The following is a 19,554-nucleotide window of genomic DNA, read 5'->3' as shown; positions in this document are numbered from 1 at the left end:
TCATTCATTTCACTCCACCTGTACAATTCTATGACGAAAGTGTTGCCAACATTAACAGTTTAAGATAAGCCATAGACTCTGATTTCGTAAACCTCCGCACGCGAACCTCCATTCGTTTCTTCTATGCATAACATGAGTTGATTCGTCTTAACCGTTTCTTCAAGCTTATGGACTTTTTTTCGTTTGTGATTATTCTGCTGCGAGATGATCGTGACCCATTCTCCAGCTGCGAAGGCCTTTAATTGATAGCATTGAACGACTTCAGGAATGACAGCGAAAGGCGTCCGATGATGATGCAAGTTAATTAAATCTTCATTGACATCATCATTAAAGGTTAGATGAATTTCAGCAATCTCCTGCTCCTTTTCCCAAACTAATTGTATCCATTCCTGCGAATTCGCAGATATTGGTTGGGATACCCACAGATGTGGGCCAGCGTAAGGTCTGACATATCCGTCAGTAACTTGAGCTGCTCCGTAGCATTCCGATTTAGGCGATATTCGCAAACAAACAGGTCGACGGTTCCATTTGCGCATGCTCCACTGTGCGACCGGCTGATCGGGCTGATGATCCTCTAGCAAAGAGGACACGATCGGCCGAGGTCCCTTCTCGAAGCAAAGCACGCCGGTTAAAGGTTCAACAGAAACGTGAAGTGTTATGGCCTCATTTGCTTTGACGATGACAAAAGCATTGCTGGCGGACTCCGGCTCCCATTCCAAGTCCAGCTTAACCCACTGCTTATTGCCCGCTTCGACAGCTTTTGAAGCAGACTTTATCCATTGCTTCGGTACGTAATTCTCACCTTTTCCCGTAAGCCAAAGCTCAGCCTCAAGCGCCGTACTCTGCTTAGCGTCGATGAGCAGCTCGACCGAAGCCAGCCTCGGATGAACCGGGAACAGAATACCGATATCGCTATCAAGGGCATGTGTTATAGAAGCGCTTTCAATTTCAATGCATTCTTGCGTGCTAGACGCAGTAATATGGGCGGATTTCGCCAAATCATTCGGATCATCGCCTGCTAGGCCAATGATTGACGCGTCCTGCCGCAGCATGGTCTGCTGCAATTCATTCATATATTCGTCATGAAGCCTTCGCGGAGTAATCCCTTTCTGTACGGCAAGCGCGGCACCGCTCCCCGCCGCTTCCCCGATTACGGCGCAGGTTGCCATGACCCTTGTCGTACCGAAAGCCACATGCGTAGCGCTAATGTCCCGGCCCGCAAACATCAGATTGCGAACATTGCTTGAATACAAGCTTCTGAACGGAATATGGTAAATGCCATCCGGGTATAGGTGCTTCGAGCCGCTCTCTTCCGAGTACATGCCTTGCGGCGGGTGAAGATCGATGGACCAGCCCCCGAATGCTATTCGATCTTTGAAAGGCTCTTGTGCAATAATATCGTTCTGGTTCAGCATATAGTCGCCAAGGAAACGGCGATACTCCCGTTTGCCTGGAATAGATCCCACCCATTCCAATGTCATATTATCTGCATCGAATTGGCCTGAATTTTTAATATAGTTCCATATCCCATAAATAACGGACCACAGTTCGTCACGTATCCGTTCATTGTCATGAACGGTATCCAGCTCCCCGCCCCATTCGATCCACCAATAGTGGCATCCAGAATCTCCGCTCCGGATGACTCTTTTAATCGGAATCGACGTTTGAGTGATGTCCTTGGCGAAGCTAGGCGGAATATATTTGACTGGCATGCTTGCTTCCTTCGTATAAAAGAGCAGCGTACTGCCAAGCGTTATGTCATCTGCCACCTCAGGTGCCCAATCCTCGTTGTACTCGTCCTTTGCTTCACGGCCAATACTGTATTTCGCTCCGGCAAGGAAACCGACAAGGCCATCACCGGTACAATCGATAAACATCTTGCTGTCGAAACGGATTTTTCGTTCGGATCCCATCATCCAGCCTGTTGCGGAGTGAATGACCCGGTTCTCTTCTGGTCCTTCCGCTTCCACCTCATGTACATCTGTATTAAGGAACAAACGAATATTTTTCTCCGCGAGAACGGTTTCCAGAACAACGAGATCCCACAAATAGGGATTCCCTTCGGGATTGCGGTATTGGTTTTCGACGAACATTTCACCCATGATGCCTGTTTCTCTTGCATACCGCTGCGTTCCATGCGCTGTTGCACCGCACACCCAAACGCGAACCTCACTGCTTGAATTGCCTCCAAGAACCGGTCTGTTATTTATTAAGCATACGGTCTGCCCAAGACGGGCAGCAGCAACTGCAGCGCAAACCCCTGCCAGACCACCTCCAATAACCGTAATATCTGATTTAATACGTTCGCTTTTCATTAGGCATTACCTCCAAATTATCGATTTAGTCTCATCATAATATGGGGGCTAGTGATTTAACATGCACTACGCTATCATATAGCCATATACTATATTTCATCGTGGAGGTGTAGAAAGTGACAAGGCATAGTCTTAGCCTTTATCCCATTCTTTCACATCATAAATATTGGAATAACAAGGCCGATTTTCAATTAAACGTAGATACGTATGATCTATGGGTAATGTTCGCGGTCGAGAGCGGAAGTTTCTCGTACCGAATTGGGGAAATAGAGGGAACGGGACGAGTCGGAGACGTGATTGTCTGTCCGCCGGGTTTTCGCTTTCAGCGTGATGTCACCCAAGTATTGACCTTTCATTTCATCGGGTTTTCATTCAGCTCCGTAGCATGCGAAGCACAATCCGTGAAAGAACAAGAGCAAGAGCTTCAGCTTCAGCTATCGCAATCGTCCTACAAATTAAGCATAAAGCACCGAAGTCGACTCGCTGACAACATGGATAGCCTAAAGCAGCAATCCAGCTATATCGATGATCAGAATCACTATTGGAATAATCATCTGCTGAATGATATTTGGCAATTTTGCCGGCAAGTTGAGAGCCACAATGACAACCGGGATACCGCGCTTACTGATTCGCTTATTGAACAAGCGCAGACTTTTATCCATCAGCATTGCTTTCAGGATTTCAGCATGCATAATCTTGCAGATGAGCTGGGCATTAGCCCGGTTCAGCTTAGCCGGAGGTTCCAGCGCAGCGTAGGTATAACGCCTTCTCGATACCTTTCCGCTCTTCGTATAGATCAAGCCAAATCATTACTAACCGAAACTCAGCTTTCATTAGAGCAAATCGCTCAAGCATGCGGTTACAACAACGGATTTTATTTAAGCCGTGTATTTTCCAAAAACATGAAGATAAGCCCTTCTGAATATCGTAATAGGAATCGGGTTTAATCGTTGGAATGAAAAAGCAGTCCAGAACGATATGACTCGTTGTGGACTGCTTAACGCGTAATAGCTTTGATCTTATCCTTCATCGTTTTGTAATCGGAATCCATACCTCGCAGCTATAATCTTCGGACATCGTATCACCCGGCGGATAAAGCTCGAAATCGGGTCCCTCGGCTTGCTCATATCCCGTAGCCGGGAACCATTCTTGGTAGATACGGCCCCAAATCTCTTGAATCGCTCCGGGCATTGGGCCGGTGGAGGTAAATACAGCCCAAGTGGCTGCAGGAATTGGTATGACTTCAAAACAGTTGTCGGACACTGCCGCATCAGTCTCTACCGCAATCGCATAGTTAAAAACTTCGCCATCCAGCTGCATATCATAGCAGAGTCCGAGCATGTCTTGCGTTTTTCCTAGGGCAGCGATTCTTCCGACAGTTCCATCCGCGTGACTTGCTTGCCAAAATTTCGGAATCTCAGTTGAATTCTCTCCCTCTTTTGTAGAGGTTTGGATCGATTTCCCTATGACGTTGAAAGCCTCTTTTTGCACAATTCTGTAGTCCATTTCTTTGTCTCCCTTCAGTGATAGGTGGAAAGAGATGCGAGGAAAGGCTTTCAGCTGAACGCCGGAATTCCTAGCTTCGGAGGGTGAAATGCCGTGTAGCTTGCGGAACGCCTTGGAGAACGACTCGGGCGATTCGTAACCGTACTTCATGGCGACGTCAATCACCTTCGGACCGGACAACGCGAGCTCTTGCGCCGCTAAGGTCAAACGTCGCTTCCGAAAGTACTCAGCCACGGTCATGCCTGTCAGCATAAAAAACATTCGCTGAAAATGATAGGGCGAGGAGCACGCTGCCTTCGCAAGTTCCGAAATATCCAGAGGCTCCTCCATCTTCGCTTCCATCATATCGAGCGCCGACATCATCCGATTCAGCCATTCCATTCGTAAAAAACTCCTTTCTAAGAACATGGTATCACGCCTAGGTAGTTCCTGCCTGTCATTGCGTGCGGTCGTAAGACAGACGCTGACATAAAACTGCTTCTGTTAGCCAGATAATCGATTACCTATTAATCTAAATCAATATTTTCTAAAGGCGTCTGATGACTGAAATTAAAATCTTATTAAAAACAGGTGACTCCTAATGAATACGGAAGCCACCTGCCTAGCACTAAACGTCTTTATAAGGCCATGCCAATCAACTACACTACCCTTGCTTTACCACATTCTCTGCCGTTCGAAAAGCCAGGGCAAGAATCGTTAACACCGGATTGACGCCGCCATTGGTCACATGTACAGAACCGTCGCTCACCCAGAGATTGTCGTAGCCATGAATGCGACCCAGAGGATCCGTGACGGAAGTCAAAGGGTCGTTTCCCATGCGGAGCGTGCCAGCTTGATGTTGGCCGGCACTTAATCCACCGCCTGGCTGTGTTCGCCACACCTCCTGTGCCCCAGAGGCCCAGAGCCATTTCTCCGCTTGCTCCCCCAGCAGAGTAGAAGCCCGAAGTGACTCAGGATGGACACTTCCGGAGAGCTGAGCAACAGGCATGCCGAAGCGATCTTTGACCGTCTTAGACAGGCGTACCCGGGACTCGGCGCTCGGTATTTCTTGAATCGGTCCTTGAATTTGGCTGGTGCGCAAATAACTCTCACGCATCGATTGCTTGCCTGCACTTCCCCATCGCGCCGCGTTCGGAGCAAGCGCTCGATACCAGTGAATGAGCGGCAGGCGAGTGAACTCGTTAGCAAGCAGACCGCCACCAATAATTCCGCCTTCATTACTGTGATCAAACCGGAAGGTGGCAATACTCACTCCTGGTCCAAGACCGTCTTGAATCGGTTCGTCAAAGAGGCCGTAAGCGCCGGAATAAACATGGCCTTGCAGATTTCTTCCTACTTGTCCGCTCTGATTGCCAATTCCATTCGGTTCCGATTCCGTTGCGGAACTGAGAAGGAGGCGAGCGCTTTCAATGGCTCCGGCGGCAACCACAACATGACCGGCCTTCACTAAACGTCGCTGAATCATCCCCTCCATTTGCCGCACAAGGCGAACTCCGGTAGCGTGTCTTCCGCCCTCGGTTTCGATACGCTCCGCCATGGTATCGCAGATCAGATCGCAATTACCTGTAGCGATAGCCCTAACCAGCATCGTATTGTGGCCGCCATTTTTACTGTTGGTCGGACAAGCAAATCCGACACATTGGCCGCAGCGTCCACACGCCGGTCGACCGTCACGATCAACGGAGTTGATGAGGAGAGGCACCGGCCCAGCGTCCCATCCCAGTTTCTCTGCTCCACGAGCGAGATGTTGAGCTTCCAGCGTAAGCGGAAGTGCAGGCATCGGATAAGCCTGCTGCCGCTTCCCTCGCCCTGAGTGGGCAAGCCCATCGCCTGAGACCCCGACCTCCCACTCGGCCCTTGCGTAATACGGTTCAAGATCCTCATAGCGAATCGGCCAATCACTAAGCGAACTCCCATCTGGTATTCCATAGCGGCTCGCCATGCGGAAGTCATCGGGGTGAAACCGCCAAGCCTGCGCCCCATAAATCCTTGTTCCTCCGCCTAAAGTCATTGCATTGTTATGATAGTCACCTTCCAGAGGCGCGGTAATCCGTTCGGCTCCGCTTGCCAATAGAATGGTACGAGGGCTGCCTTCTAATTCTGGTCCTGTATTATGTCCATATTTGCTGAATCGATGGTTACGCAAATGGTCGCTGCCTACCTGACTGTATGGAAGCCAGCTTCCGCGTTCAACGATAAGAACGTGAAGCCCCGATTCAGCAAGGACAGCTGCCGCCACCGAGCCGCCGGCCCCAGCTCCAATGATGACAACATCATAATGTTCTCGAAGCTGATCGAAGGTTTTCTGAGGCAAATCCGTTTCGGGAACAGGCGTATCGCTAGGAGATACGGGGCCTGGACGAAAGCCGATCATATCCCAGGACTTAGCTTCTCTATTCCCGCCTGCATCAGGACTTCCATAGTAACCTTCGATAACTAGAGATAATAAAGTGTCAAAGAAACGTTTCGACGATACAGGCCAGACTTCAAAGCAATCCTTCTCGGCATCCAGCAGCATGTTATCTTTCAAGTGAGCAGTCAGTTGTGAAAATGATTGACCATGAAGTGCTAAGGCTTCAGCTTCCAATGCGTGAAGTCCAGGTTCGATCACATCCGTCCATGTTGTAACATCCTCAGCAGCTCTACGTTTTAGGTAGGTTAGAACGCCGCTGCCGGCCGCCGACGGCCAGGCATCCTCCGGAACCATCCGATCCGCAACCGATTTCAACATCTCAGAAATTCCGATTGGAAAATACTCTTGATCGCCCATACTCATCCAGCTACCACCATCCTAAGACATTCAGCAGCAGCACATTGACTCTTCCTCATGAACGCTCCTCCTTGAATTTCATAGGCAAAGCTCAACTCTCTCTTGGTATAAGAAAGCATTTATCCGTTTTTGTAAATCCGATGCGTGGATAATATTCCGTTGCGGTCGGTGCCGAAAGAAGGACTAGCGATACGGATGGACCAAGCGCAGCTCTCACATGTTCAACTAATTGCTTCCCGATTCCCAGCCTTTGATAATCGCGGTTCACGGCAAGGTCCGAGAGATAGCAGCAATAGACATAGTCCGTTAAGCACCGAGCGATACCCACTAGCTTGCTGCCATCCCATGCGCTTATGATCAAGTCCGCATGCTCGATCATCTTGTCCAAGCGCGCAAAATCCTGATAAGGTCTTTTTATTCCTGAGCTTTCGAACACAAGCGACAAATCAGCAGCAGTAATGATTCGATCTGAATAATAGTTGATCATTTATTGAGCCATCCTTTCCCTGGCAGCAAGGATATGGGCAACATGATGGTTGCCATGCCAAGCATAGTTGCCAAGCGTATAATCCAAATGCAGCGTTTCTTTCGATTCCGGGTGATAAAAAGCTTTCTGGAAATCTTCATCTTTCAACGACTCAAGCAATGTAACCCATTTTTTATGCAATTGTGTAATGAGAATTAGCGACGGCTCGATGTCAGCATCTAGAGAATCAGGAAGCTCTGCAAAACGATCCTCATAATAAGGCCTTATTGTAGGCGTCTCCTCCGTCAGAGCAAGCTTGAACCGAATATAACTATTCATGTGGCTATCAGCGATATGATGGACAACTTGGATGATGCTCCAGCCACCCGTTCGATATGGTGTTTGCAGCTCCGACCCTTGAAGACCAGCAACGCTTTCTATTAATCGCTTTGGCAGCTGTTCGATTTCACTTATCCAAGCTCGGCGTTGATCTGCTGATATCTTTCCATCAAAACTGTATGTGCCAATTGGGTATTTTTCATCCATATGAGTCCTTCTTTCTCCGCATCATTTTCGCTTTATTATCCTAATGCAGCCTCATTATTTTCATGATTATACAGCTTAAACCGTTTTCTGAATAGTCCGTATTTTTCAACATTCTAAACCCTTCTTTAACCTACCGATGGGTTGTGCTGGAAATCTATGAAATGAGGCCTAACTATCGCAACAGCTCCTATAATTGGTGTAATCCCTAGTCCGTTTACAGCCTCTTTCGGATACATATATAGAAGGCAGTAGCGATTTAGGAGGGATCATATATTGATAGCTTCATCCCAATCTACACGGGTTCAGCGCCGTACCTCGAGCTTGAACAAGAAAAAAAAGGTATGCTGCAGGAAAAAACAAAAAACAAAATCATGCTTGAGGCACAAACACCGTATTGCTGTAGGTCCAAGAGGATTACTAGGTCCAGCTGGCGCAACAGGCAAGACTGGACTGCAGGGCACAATCGGCCCAGCTGGCACTCCCGGCGCTTCAGGCACAAGCGGACCAAGTGGTTCAGTAGGACCACAAGGAGCACAAGGCTTGCAGGGTTTGGCTGGAGCAGCTGGCCCTCAAGGGTCCCAGGGTCTTCAAGGACCACAAGGTGCTCAAGGCATACAGGGGGCGCCCGGAACTCCCGGCTCAACCGATTTCACCGAGCTGATGTCTATCCTTAACGGATTTTTGGAACTAGGCTCCGTCATTAACGTGATGACACCAGGACAGCCTACTGGATTTGCCGGAACGGTTACTACCGTATTGGAGACTCTTGTTCGAATCGAATCTCTTTCCGGTACCCAAATGACGATTCCACTTGGCTATATTACGAATATCGAGCTTTTAACCCAGCCAACCTAGAAAAGAGGTGTCTGCTCATGTCGACAACACTATCCGGCGATTTGCTTCCCTTGCTGGGCAAGGAGGTTTTCGTTATGACCAACGGTTATGGCCAAGTTGCCATCATTGGCAGGCTGGATCAGGTAGGAAATGATTTCATACTTGTTTCCTTCGAGCAAGAAAAGTTCCTCTACGAAATCCGTATCTTCTATGCGAACATCGTTTATGTTCACGAGAATCCCGTTGAATGATACCGAGCATCATGGAAAGGAAGACGGACAATGGCGATTATAACGAAAGGTTCTCTCATTCTCCCTGGCACTGCATTATACGGATTGTTAAAAAGCAATCAAGGCAAAGAAATAGAAGTCACGACATCCAATGGGATGAAGTCAGGAATATTACTTGCTTTTAATGCTAATTTCCTTACTTTGGCTAATTCAACAGGTGAAACCACCTATGTGCTAGCTTCAGAGTTAATCACATTTTCATTCCCCTCATAATCGAAAGGCTGGTAAGGCAGGTGATTAACCTTGCTGAGCCAGCCTTGAGTATGAAATGCTATGCGTTCATGACATCATTTGCTCAGCAATATAATTAACTATGGCACGATGCAGGCCATCAAACAGCCCTTCGCTCTCCCATATGACTTTAAATCCCATCGAAAGAGCAGCTCCCAGCTCACCCTCTAGAGGTTGACTCAGCCATTCTTCCCCTGCGACGCCGTAATCAGCATCGATGCCGCTTGCGTACACTGCTTTAATCGATGTTAGCATCCCATGTTCTTCTATGGATGCTTGCTCGAGCGGTTCAAATGGAAACTGATGGAGAATCGCTTCAACCGTCTTTTTCTTTTTATCCGTAATGAGCAGAAAGCTCAAATTCGCATTTTCCTCGTTCTCATCGTCAGCACATGGTCCAACCAAAGCAATTCCTTCGATATGCGCTTGCGTCCCTGCCCACTGTACGAACTCATACATGAGCTTATAATGATCCGGTCTCATCGCTTCAACACCTTCCTGCTTGCCATTGCATCGTTCCAATATCCATTCCTCCCTCGCAGCCGAAGCCGATATGAAAAACTAGCTAACCGGAAGTTAGCTAGTGAACAGGCTTCGCGGAATAGGATACATCGGCCGTTTAGGCTTGCTTATTCTTGCTGTAAGCTACAACTTCTTGATAGGATAGATGCCCGCCAAATATATCAAGCGCGCTGCCGATTGTAATGTCCAGCTTCCCATTCGACAGCTTATCGAATTGGTCCATATCCTCGATTGATCTGGCTCCCCCTGCGTAAGTCGTTGGAATGCTCGCCCATTCAGCCAGTGCGCTTACGAGACTTTGTTGAATGCCTCGCTGCTTTCCTTCCACATCCACGGCATGTACCAAAAATTCATTGCAATACTGCTCAAGAAATCGAATATTGTCTTGGTTTACTTCGAAATCGCTGAACTGTTTCCATTGGTTTGTTACAACGTACCATTTGCCGTCTTTCTCTTTGCAGCTAAGATCGATAACTAAGCGATCAACCCCAACCTCCGCCACAATTTTAGAGAGATGCTCCTCGTTAAGTTGTCCATCCTTAAAAATATAAGAAGTCACAATGATATGGGATGCCCCTTTTTCCAAATAAAAAGCAGCGTTGTCCGCTGTTATGCCGCCACCTATTTGCAAACCGCCAGGGTATTGCTCCAGTGCCCGAACGGCTGCTGCTTCATTGCCCCCTCCGAGCATAATGACATGCCCTCCAGTCAACGCGTCATTCTTGAAGAGCTCTGCATAAAAAGCCGAATCCTGCTTCGAAACAAAATTTTCTATAATTTCAGTATTCAATGACTCTCCGACAATTTGTTTTACTTTGCCTTCATGCAAATCGATACAAGGTCTAAACTTCAATGTCATTCCTCTATTCTTTATATTCTGTGTATGTATATTTTCTATGAGCCTGCTTTTTTCAGCATCGCAATAAGCTTCTTAGGCGCTCTCGTCAGATATGTTTCCTGAATGACCCCAACAAGCTCTTCCCATTCGATGCTTCGATCTAACCTAACGCCAATCCATCCCAAATGCCCAACGTAGGCTGGACGGTAATAAACGGACGGTTCCGACTCGATTAGCAATGCCTGCATGCCTGGCGGCGCGGCGCACCAAAGGGCAACTTTACCGTCGTTGTGGTGATTGTGACGATATTGCACGAATGACTTTTTCTCGGCAACAAAAAAGCTTGGAGCTCCGTGGCTCAATTTCTCACTCGTGCCTGGGAATGACAAACACAATTCCCTCACGCGCCCCAGTATTTCATTAAATGAATCAAGCTCGCCAGCATCATCAAGCTTCAAGCGGAATCCCTCCATCCGAATCGATGACTCATGAACATATTTTATCACATGAAACAAGCTTTGCGCTTCTTAATTCAAGCCTCTTGCCTGATTCACATACAAAAAAGCCAAGCAGGGTTTGAGAGTGACCTCTGTCATAGAAACTGAGGCCACTCCTTTTATTACCTGCTTGGCTGTTTGTTTGCTACTATATACATCGTTCTCGTCTTATTCGTCCCATTCCATTAAAAATCAAAATGATCGGGATCCGGCCCGACACGGACATTTTCGTTCATGCCGGCGATTAGCTCCATGTCTGCTTCCGATAGTTCAAAATCAAAAATAGCCGCATTAGCTATGATCCGTTCTTCGTTGGTCGATTTCGGTATAGTCACGACACCGGTTTGCAAGTCCCATCGTAAAATAATTTGCGCGACCGATTTATCGTATCTTGCTGCAACTTGGCGCAGAAGCGGGTTATCGAGCAATTGGCCCTGCATAAGCGGCGACCACGCCTCGAGCTGAATACCCTGTTGCTTGCAATAATTTCTTAGCTCAAGCTGCGCCAGCCGCGGATGATATTCCACTTGATTGACCATTGGCTTTATCTTAGCATCCATCATGAGAGTATCAATGTGGTGAGGCTGAAAGTTGCTTACACCGATTGCCTTTACGCGGCCCAGCTCATATAGATGCTCAAGGGCTCGCCATGCTTCAACAAACTTTCCTTCCACAGGCCAATGGATCAAATACAAATCCAAATATTCTAAACCAAGCTTGCTTAAGCTTGTCTCATATGCAGCCAGCGTGGCGTCATAACCAAGATCGGCATTCCATACTTTAGAAGTAATGAAAAGTTCGGATCGTTCAATCCCTGCAAGGCGCAGACCTTGCTCAATTCCACGTCCGACTCCTGCTTCGTTTCCGTAAATGGCCGCCGTATCTATGCTTCGATAACCATTTCGGATTGCGGAGGCAACGGCATTCTCAAGCTCAGCCCCTTCCTCCACCTTGAAGACACCTAATCCAAACCATGGCATCTTGATCCCATTGTGCAGCGTTGTCGTCGATTGTAAGTTTTTCATTACATGTAAACCTCCTAAGTTATGTTTAAACTGCTTTTGTCCTATCTTTTTGTTCGAGCTTCATGCTCCAGCCTGTCAAAATGACGGCAGCTACTACCATAATGCCGCCAAACCAAGGGGTATGAATCAATCCCATTGAATCGGTAACGACGCCGCCTAAATAAGCACCCATCGCGATTCCTGCATTAAATGCTGCTATATTAATAGCGGATGCAACATCCACCCCGCCAGGCATAATTCGCTCAGCCAGCATGACCACATAAACTTGAAGTCCAGCCACATTCATGAAGTGAAAGAGACCCATTAATATGATCGTAAGCAGCGCCGCAACCTTGAATGATACGGTGAAGGTCAGTACAAATAGTACAATCGCTTGAATGATGAACATATAGAACAATGCTTTAAGTGGATTTCGATTAGCAAGCCTCCCGCCAATCATATTGCCTATTGCGATTGCGATCCCGTAGACAAGCAAGATCAAAGTGACATGCTTCTCTTGAAAGCCGGATATTTCTTGGAGCAAAGGGGCTAAATAAGTAAAGACGGCAAATGTACCGCCGTAGCCTAGTGCCGTAATTAAAAACATGAGCAAGAGCCGCCCGTTCGTGAACAACTTGAACTGCTCGCGCATCGTAATTGGTGTTCCTTTCCGTAAATCAGACGGAACAAGTATGCTATTCGCAATAAAAGCTATAAGGCCTACAATGACGATCGCTACGAAAGCGGCCCTCCAGCCCAGCTGTTGTCCAATATATGTCCCGATTGGAACGCCAGTAATCGTTGCAACGGTTAAGCCTGTGAACATGATGGCGATCGCACTTGCTCTGCGATTCTGAGGTACCACATCTGCAGCGATCGTAGAGCCGATCGACATGAACACGCCATGTGACAAAGCTGATATTACTCTCGCTATCAGCAGCAGCTCAATGGTTGGCGCTGCAGCTGCCGCCGTATTGCCAATCATGAAGATTACCATAATCCATAGCAGCAGCGCCTTCCTCGGTATTTTTGTCGATAAGGATGTGAGGATCGGTGCGCCAAAGGTAACGCCCAAGGCATATAATGTAACCGTTAAACCTGCTGTCGTAACCGAAATATGCATATCCTCCGATATAAGCGGCAGCAGACCGACGCTTATAAATTCAGTCGTTCCGATAGCAAATGCGCTGACTGCCAGTGCAAGCAAGGCTAAGGTGCTTCTTCTTTTCTCTATCGTCATGATGCTTCTCCCCAATCCCTTTCTAATGATGCAAATAGTTGTAGCTTAGATCGGCCGATGAATGTTATTATCGTTTATGCAATGAAAAATAACTAGTACGTACTTAAAAGTACTATAGGTACTTATTAGTACCTGTATCGGTACATGTATCAAGCTATAGGGGAGAATGACATTGATCAAGAAGAAGTACAACGTACCCGTGGAAGCAACACTCGAGGTCATCGGGGGCAAATGGAAGTGCATTATTCTCTGCCACTTAACGCATGGCAAGAAACGGACGAGCGAGCTTAAGCGCCTGCTTCCGGAAATTACCCAGAAAATGCTCACCCAGCAGCTGAGAGAGCTTGAAGATGACAGCATTATTGAAAGAATCGTATATAATCAGGTGCCTCCTAAGGTCGAGTATCAGCTGACGCCTTACGGGCAAAGCTTAAAAAGCATTTTAGATTCGCTTTCCGCATGGGGAGAGCATCATTTGATCAAGGTTTTCGGTGATAAGCATGATGTCCTCGAAGAGAACATCTTCAATAAATAAAACCATTTCCAGCATGCCGAAGGGCAGCTGAAAATGGTTTAGGTACGCTTTATTTGACAGGGTAGCCGTACCCCGGATATTTAACGACCGGCCACTTTTCTTTTCGCAATGCGTCTAGCAGTTGATCACCGACATTCAAATTGCTTTGTACGAGCTCGCGTGGCGTCAAAATGCCATCCATTGGTTCAAAGATACATCGACGAAACGATCGCTTTTGAACATTTCCAAAAACCATAACGATTGATCACCCGTGTTCTGAATGTAGTGTCCGTTGGCGAACGGGACGTAGCCGACATCTCCCGCTCGGTAATCAAAGGTTCGGGCAACTCCGTTCCCTGCAAAGACCGTCATGCGTCCTTGGCCGGACAAGTAATACTGCCACTCATCATTGTTCGAATGCCAATGCAGCTCCCTCATCCCGCCAGGCTCAACCTCCACCAGGGCTGCTGCGATCGACTTCGAAATCGGAAAGTTCGTTGAATCCACGATGCGCACGGTCCCGCCTGATGTTCGAAGAGGCGTCTGCGCAAGCAATCTATGCTTGAAGCTGAGCGGAATGGTGCCATATGGAGAAGGAACCTGCTGGCTCTCAATCGATCCTGGAATTTGATCTTGGTATATGTACACCTGGTCAGAAGGAATATGCGAGAAAGCATTCTCTGGGACACCAAAATTTGCTGAAAGCACATCCTTTGGCGTATGAGCAAACCAATCGGAAATGGACAAGGTGTTAAGGTCGGAGAAGTTCCCGTCATCAAATACGAGTAAAAACTCACATCCCTTCTCTAGGCCCTGAATGGAATGAGGGATGCCTGGAGGGAAATACCATAAATCGCCTTCTTCGATATCCGCAATAAAGTTCCGGCCTAATTGGTCGACAGACGTAATTCTTGCGCTGCCAACGAGCATATAAGCCCATTCGGCCTGCTGATGCCAATGCAATTCTCTCACACCGCCGGGAGTCAGGCTCATATTGACTGCGGCAATCGTAGTCGAAATGGGAAAATCACGTACGGTAACCTCTCGAGACCATCCGCCATTGTTGAGCTGCATATGCGTATCCGAGAAGGAGAACCTCAGGTTCGGTAAAAGCCCCGAATCGGTAACAGGCGGAACCAACATGTTCGGGTTCTCCATATCCCGCATAATGTCACGTGGACCAAGGTCTATGTTGCCCGCCCCGTCGCTCCGCCTGATCGGCTGAGGGATTTGTCCGATCATAGCCTGTTCTCTTTCATCTTCTTCCATTTTAGTCCTCCTTTTACCCTATAAGTAAGCCCCAATTTGCATAATTGACCTCTACAACCTATGTTCGACATCATTGAAATATGCTAAGGCCATCGCCGCTTAAGCCATGAATGTCTGCTTGAGGCTGCAACATCCTAAAACGTCCAAGCGTCAAATGATAGACAATGCAGTGGTATGCGTTCTGCTGAACAAGGGGATATTGCAAAAAGGAGGTTTTATTGATGATCAAGCAACTCATTGCCAGTCTCTCGCTCCTCATGCTATGCATCGGATGCGGACAGAATAACGTTACTAATAACATGGCTTCTCCAGTGGCTACTACGAGTCCTACAACTGCTTCTCCAGTGCCTAACACGAGCCCCACTACGGCACCGGTGCAGTCGCCCACCACCGAACCTACGGCAGCCAATGATCCTCTCAAAGAAAAAATAGCTGCGATGACGTTGGATGAAAAAATTGGCCAGCTCGTGCTGGTCGGCGTGGAAGGAACTACTTTGCAGGCTCCGACGACCGAGCTGATTGACACTTATCATGTAGGCGGTTTTATTCTCTATAAAAACAACATTACCAATCCTAACCAAACGCTTAAGCTTCTAAATGCGCTGAAGGAAAGAAATACAAAAAATGAAGCACCGCTTTGGCTAAGCATCGATCAAGAAGGCGGAAAAGTAAGCCGCATGCCTGATGACTTTGTGAAAATACCGCCTGCTGCCACGATTGGCAAAAGAGACAATGCCGCTTACACTCGCGAAGTCGGTTCCGCGCTCGGTACCGAAGTTCGCTCGCTTGGCTTTAATATGGATTTCGCTCCGGTTCTAGACATTAACAGCAATCCTGACAATCCTGTTATTGGGAACCGTTCCTTTGGTACAGATGCCAAGACGGTTACGACTCACGGTATCGAGACGATGAAAGCCATCCAGTCTGAACAAGTGGCCGCGGTTGTGAAACATTTTCCAGGGCATGGCGACACTTCCGTTGATTCTCATCTCGATTTGCCAGTCGTGAACAAATCTATGGCCGAGCTTCAAGCATTCGAGCTGCTTCCTTTCAAGGAGGCTATTAAGCAAAAGGCTGATGCCATCATGGTCGCGCATTTGCTCATTCCGAAACTCGACAAAACGTATCCCGCTTCCCTTTCCAAAACCATCGTAACCGATCTGCTTCGCGAGGAATTAGGTTATGACGGGGTCGTCATTACCGATGATATGACAATGGGCGGCATTACGGAGCATTTCGACGTTGGGGAATCGGCAGTCAGATCGATCCAAGCAGGTACAGATATCATCCTGATCGGTCATGATTACAAAACGCAAATTTCCGTAATCAAAGCATTGAAGCTTGCTGCACGCGATGGTGCTATTGCTAAGGAAATGCTCGATAAAAGCGTTTATCGCATATTGAGTCTCAAACAAAAGTATGAGCTGCAGGACAAGTCCATCGCCACAATTGATTTGAAAGCGGTCAACAGCCAAATCAATCAGGCTTTGCAGGCCAAATAAACCAAACAGGCACAGCCCTATTGATGAGGGCTGTGCCTGTTTTTTACATCGTACTTCGAATAACTCGATTCAAAGAAACCATGAAACCAATCTTTTATAATCCAAGGATATGGTATCCTGCATCGACATGCAGCACCTCGCCAGTAATGCCTCGGGATAAGCTGCTCAGCAGAAACATGGTTGCATCGCCAACCTCATCTTGATCAATGTTTCGTCGAAGCGGGGCTCTTTCTTCAATTGTAGACATAATGTCGTTGAAGCCGGAAACGCCTTTTGCAGCAAGTGTGCGAATCGGACCAGCCGATATCGCATTTACTCTGATTCCGTATTTACCCAAATCCTCGGCAAGATACATGACGCTCGCTTCAAGCGCAGCCTTCGCTACGCCCATCACATTGTAATTTTTCACTACGCGCTCTGCGCCGATATAGGTTTGAGTGACGATGCTTCCACCCTCGGTCATCAGCTTCTTCGCTTCGCGAGCGGTTGCAACTAATGAGTAAGAGCTTGAATTTTGCGCCAGCAAATAACCGTCTCTAGTCGTATCAACGTATTCACCTTGAAGCTCGTCCTTCTCGGCAAAAGCAACCGAATGCACGAGTCCGTGAATAATGCCGGTGGTTTTCTGTATTTCGTCAAATGCGGCGATGATACTAGCATCATCAAGCACATCACAAGAAACCTTTTGCAGCGCTTCGATTTGATGCTGCTCGAGCAGCTTATTCAGCTTATCCAAGGATCTTTCCTTGCGATACGTGAAGATCAGCTTTGCTCCTTGCTTATGCAACGCTTTAGCAACTCCCCAAGCGATGCTTCGATCATTGGCCACTCCCATAATTACAACTACTTTGTCATTCATTAAGTTAGACATGCTGCTCCTCCTAGTCTTTCGTCCAAACGTTGGAATCGTATATGTTTAACCGCGCAATAACGCGGTTATACGCTTTTGTAAGCCTGACCCCTATCTTGTTATCTCCGCCACTGTTCTATACTACCGATTCGCGGAGTGATATTCAACTTCGAATTCTGTTCCAGCTTCATATTTGCCGTACATACGAATAGATCCTTTTACGAGGCTTAAGGTTCATTCGCTCTCCTCCCATATGACAATAGGCAGACTAGCCCTAAAGCTGCTTCTCTAAACAAACGCTGCTTTCATTATCTTGATAAGGGCCAAAACGATCGATAGCCTCATACCCATGCTTCCGATAAAAACCCAGCGCTTCCGGCTGCGCCTCTCCTGCCTCAAGCTTCATGCTTCGGAAATTCATTGATTTCGCTCTCATTTCCAGCTCTGATAACAGCTCCCTAGCAATCCCTTTATTGCGATAGGGCTCTTCAACAAAGAAACGCTTCAGCTCAGTCGAGTGCTTATCATAGGGCTTAATAGCTCCGCAGCCGACAGGAATGCCGTACAAATAAGCAACGAGAAAACTCACATCACTAATATTCTCATCCGAGAAATCGAGACCGAAAATTTCTTCCTGTGGGTATCGCTGCAATAAATCCTGGTCGAGAAGGCAAATCAACTTCTGAAGATCCGCATGATCAGGTGACACATTATTTAATACTAATCCTTCCATGCTCTATTCTCCTCATTAAATAGGATAACTACTTATGTTTGTGCTGCTAGTGCTGCCAACATTATTGATCTGAAGCAAGCAGCTCCTTAATCATATCGATGCTTTTAGCTGCTCGAAGGTTTAGTCCTCGCTTATCCTTTAAGCCTAGAGACTGAAGCTCGTGCCCGGGATCGACAATAAGCGGCTTGGTCATAATATCGTCCAATAAATCAGCGGCCGCTTTAAAGGCTCGATGAAGCAGCTCCGTCTCCGCATCATTTCTCACAAGCTTTACGATTGCAATGATATTCTCCGCATACATCAGCTTCACGATGCTGTCTGATGACATAACATGCCTGTCTGCGAATGTAATGACATGGTGGAGGATGAGGTTATCCGGCTTATTTTTGGCAATAGACACCAGCTCAGCCAAAGCATCCCCATTTCGAATCGACAGCTCGCCAACGTTCTTGGCAATGAGCTCCTCATACCACTTCGTTTCCTGCTCTTTCGTTATTTCATAGCCTTTATATGTTTCATAATAACCAGCCCGGCTCATTTGAAAATAATTCCCGTAATATTCGGCAAACAGCCGCTTTGCTATCGGTAAATGGTCTTCCAATTCATCTCCACCTTACTATGTTGGGCGAATTGCCTCTTCGAAACGGTTGCATAGCTTTTGAATATCGTCCAGTCTAGCAAGCTGCCGAATCCAATCACTCGGGATAGCTTCCTCTCCGTACAATAATCCAGCTAGACCTCCTGTTACCGCCCCTGTCGTATCCGTATCCTCACCCAAATTAACGGCACGCAGTACAGCTTCGGAATAGCTGCTCGACTTAAGCAAGCTCCATAGGCTAGCTTCAAGCGTATGTACGACATACCCGGAGGATTCGATATCCCCTTCATCCAATAGCGCAAGATCGCCTTTGAGCATTCGTTCGAAGGGTTTCATATTATGTGGTTGCTCATCCTTGTATAACGTCAATACCGTTTCCTGCATACTGCTAATGCTGGCCGCCAGCGATTGGCCTTCGATTAATTGAATCGCCAGTTCCACGTAAATGACACATGAGATTTGGGAGATGGGGTGTCCATGCGTTATCGAAGAAATCTTTGCAACAAGCTCTTTCCGATCCATCGCTGTTTCATGTTTGAACCAATAAGCAAGCGGTAATATTCGCATCAATGAACCATTCCCGTTGCTATTTAGGCTTATTCCTCCCGCCAGATCCGGACGAATGCACAAATCCTTGTATCGCTCGATTGCCGAAGCAGTCGCGATTCCCCTATCAAATACAACGCCATGYGGCGTCCATTCATTTTTATCCAACCACATGACGAAACGTTCTGCGATGTCATACAGATCGACTTGAGGAAAGGCAGCGGCACTCTCCATCAAACAGAAGACCAGCGAGCTATCATCCGACCAAGTGCCAGCGGGCTGGTTATGCGTACCGTAGCCGATCATGTCTGTCAATGGTTTATTGCGAAGCGTCTGACGTGATTGGAATTCAACAGGCACGCCAAGCGCGTCCCCCACGCATAGTCCGATAATGCCATCGCGAACTTTTGATTGTAACATTGAAGCAAAACCTCCCGTTTTTTCCGTCTAATCCCTGCAATTCCTATAAGTATAACAATTAAG

20 protein-coding genes and 1 pseudogene are annotated in these 19,554 nt (G+C 47.4%); 6 read left to right on the top strand and 15 right to left on the bottom strand.

From position 1 onward, the window contains the following. Positions 1-59: 59 nt before the first annotated feature. Positions 60-2,315, bottom strand: coding sequence for an FAD-dependent oxidoreductase (locus tag AB4Z29_RS04635; RefSeq protein WP_441941917.1), 2,256 nt, complete (start codon positions 2,313-2,315; stop codon positions 60-62). A 116-nt stretch (positions 2,316-2,431) separates the two neighbouring features. On the opposite strand from AB4Z29_RS04635, the gene AB4Z29_RS04630 reads away from it, so the two are divergent. Beyond that, positions 2,432-3,262 carry a helix-turn-helix domain-containing protein gene (locus AB4Z29_RS04630; RefSeq protein ID WP_441941916.1) on the top strand — a complete coding sequence of 277 codons (831 nt, stop codon included), beginning with the start codon at positions 2,432-2,434 and terminating at the stop codon, positions 3,260-3,262. Between the two features lie 79 nt (positions 3,263-3,341). Here AB4Z29_RS04630 and AB4Z29_RS04625 read toward each other — a convergent pair whose 3' ends face one another. The 4 genes from AB4Z29_RS04625 to AB4Z29_RS04610 form a co-directional block, all read right to left on the bottom strand. After that, entirely contained in the window at positions 3,342-4,202 is an 861-nt protein-coding gene (locus AB4Z29_RS04625) for an AraC family transcriptional regulator (protein ID WP_441941915.1), read from the bottom strand. A gap of 262 nt (positions 4,203-4,464) precedes the next feature. After that, positions 4,465-6,597 carry a GMC family oxidoreductase gene (locus AB4Z29_RS04620; RefSeq protein ID WP_441941914.1) on the bottom strand — a complete coding sequence of 711 codons (2,133 nt, stop codon included), beginning with the start codon at positions 6,595-6,597 and terminating at the stop codon, positions 4,465-4,467. 85 nt (positions 6,598-6,682) lie between these two features. Continuing rightward, positions 6,683-7,078: a GNAT family N-acetyltransferase gene (locus AB4Z29_RS04615; protein ID WP_441941913.1), complete on the bottom strand. Its 396-nt coding sequence runs from the start codon at positions 7,076-7,078 to the stop codon at positions 6,683-6,685. Beyond that, the gene (locus AB4Z29_RS04610) at positions 7,079-7,603 is read right to left on the bottom strand and encodes a YfiT family bacillithiol transferase (protein WP_441941912.1); all 525 of its coding nucleotides are present in this window, start codon (positions 7,601-7,603) and stop codon (positions 7,079-7,081) included. It lies immediately after the preceding gene. 273 nt (positions 7,604-7,876) lie between these two features. Between AB4Z29_RS04610 and AB4Z29_RS04605 the strand changes: the two genes are divergently transcribed. From AB4Z29_RS04605 to AB4Z29_RS04595, 3 genes are read left to right on the top strand one after another with little or no spacing between them, the layout of a single operon-like run. Beyond that, positions 7,877-8,458: a hypothetical protein gene (locus tag AB4Z29_RS04605; RefSeq protein ID WP_441941911.1), complete on the top strand. Its 582-nt coding sequence runs from the start codon at positions 7,877-7,879 to the stop codon at positions 8,456-8,458. Positions 8,459-8,475: 17 nt separating this feature from the next. Further along, positions 8,476-8,688 carry a hypothetical protein gene (locus tag AB4Z29_RS04600; protein ID WP_183561426.1) on the top strand — a complete coding sequence of 71 codons (213 nt, stop codon included), beginning with the start codon at positions 8,476-8,478 and terminating at the stop codon, positions 8,686-8,688. 30 nt (positions 8,689-8,718) lie between these two features. Further along, positions 8,719-8,940: a hypothetical protein gene (locus AB4Z29_RS04595; RefSeq protein WP_441941910.1), complete on the top strand. Its 222-nt coding sequence runs from the start codon at positions 8,719-8,721 to the stop codon at positions 8,938-8,940. Positions 8,941-9,006: 66 nt separating this feature from the next. Here AB4Z29_RS04595 and AB4Z29_RS04590 read toward each other — a convergent pair whose 3' ends face one another. The 5 genes from AB4Z29_RS04590 to AB4Z29_RS04570 form a co-directional block, all read right to left on the bottom strand. Then, complete coding sequence (locus AB4Z29_RS04590; protein ID WP_441941909.1) at positions 9,007-9,480, bottom strand: hypothetical protein; 474 nt, start codon at positions 9,478-9,480, stop codon at positions 9,007-9,009. 97 nt (positions 9,481-9,577) lie between these two features. After that, entirely contained in the window at positions 9,578-10,333 is a 756-nt protein-coding gene (hisA, locus tag AB4Z29_RS04585; protein ID WP_441941908.1) for a phosphoribosylformimino-5-aminoimidazole carboxamide ribotide isomerase, read from the bottom strand. Positions 10,334-10,374: 41 nt separating this feature from the next. Then, positions 10,375-10,776: an MmcQ/YjbR family DNA-binding protein gene (locus tag AB4Z29_RS04580; RefSeq protein WP_441941907.1), complete on the bottom strand. Its 402-nt coding sequence runs from the start codon at positions 10,774-10,776 to the stop codon at positions 10,375-10,377. A 224-nt stretch (positions 10,777-11,000) separates the two neighbouring features. Continuing rightward, positions 11,001-11,840 (bottom strand): aldo/keto reductase, encoded by an 840-nt coding sequence (locus AB4Z29_RS04575; RefSeq protein ID WP_441941906.1) that lies wholly within the window; start codon positions 11,838-11,840, stop codon positions 11,001-11,003. Positions 11,841-11,865: 25 nt separating this feature from the next. Further along, the gene (locus AB4Z29_RS04570) at positions 11,866-13,059 is read right to left on the bottom strand and encodes an MFS transporter (RefSeq protein WP_441941905.1); all 1,194 of its coding nucleotides are present in this window, start codon (positions 13,057-13,059) and stop codon (positions 11,866-11,868) included. Between the two features lie 172 nt (positions 13,060-13,231). Here AB4Z29_RS04570 and AB4Z29_RS04565 point away from each other — a divergent pair, with 172 nt between their 5' ends. Further along, complete coding sequence (locus AB4Z29_RS04565; RefSeq protein ID WP_246431695.1) at positions 13,232-13,594, top strand: winged helix-turn-helix transcriptional regulator; 363 nt, start codon at positions 13,232-13,234, stop codon at positions 13,592-13,594. 49 nt (positions 13,595-13,643) lie between these two features. Here the strand turns inward: AB4Z29_RS04565 and AB4Z29_RS04560 are convergent. Continuing rightward, a pseudogene (locus AB4Z29_RS04560) lies at positions 13,644-14,842 on the bottom strand (oxalate decarboxylase family bicupin). Between the two features lie 221 nt (positions 14,843-15,063). Between AB4Z29_RS04560 and nagZ the strand changes: the two are divergent. Further along, the gene (nagZ, locus tag AB4Z29_RS04555; protein ID WP_441941904.1) at positions 15,064-16,344 is read left to right on the top strand and encodes a beta-N-acetylhexosaminidase; all 1,281 of its coding nucleotides are present in this window, start codon (positions 15,064-15,066) and stop codon (positions 16,342-16,344) included. 94 nt (positions 16,345-16,438) lie between these two features. Here the strand turns inward: nagZ and fabI are convergent, their stop codons facing one another. The 4 genes from fabI to AB4Z29_RS04535 form a co-directional block, all read right to left on the bottom strand. Beyond that, entirely contained in the window at positions 16,439-17,215 is a 777-nt protein-coding gene (fabI, locus tag AB4Z29_RS04550) for an enoyl-ACP reductase FabI (RefSeq protein ID WP_441941903.1), read from the bottom strand. A gap of 253 nt (positions 17,216-17,468) precedes the next feature. Then, positions 17,469-17,927: a GNAT family N-acetyltransferase gene (locus tag AB4Z29_RS04545; RefSeq protein WP_441941902.1), complete on the bottom strand. Its 459-nt coding sequence runs from the start codon at positions 17,925-17,927 to the stop codon at positions 17,469-17,471. A 61-nt stretch (positions 17,928-17,988) separates the two neighbouring features. Beyond that, the gene (locus tag AB4Z29_RS04540; protein ID WP_441941901.1) at positions 17,989-18,528 is read right to left on the bottom strand and encodes a hypothetical protein; all 540 of its coding nucleotides are present in this window, start codon (positions 18,526-18,528) and stop codon (positions 17,989-17,991) included. A 15-nt stretch (positions 18,529-18,543) separates the two neighbouring features. Further along, entirely contained in the window at positions 18,544-19,491 is a 948-nt protein-coding gene (locus tag AB4Z29_RS04535) for an ADP-ribosylglycohydrolase family protein (protein WP_441941900.1), read from the bottom strand. Positions 19,492-19,554: the final 63 nt, after the last annotated feature.

This window comes from Paenibacillus sp. 2TAB23 (assembly GCF_052115165.1).
Taxonomy (GTDB): domain Bacteria; phylum Bacillota; class Bacilli; order Paenibacillales; family Paenibacillaceae; genus Pristimantibacillus.
Note: the sequence above shows the minus strand (reverse complement) of the source record. Positions and strands in the feature narration are given on the sequence as shown.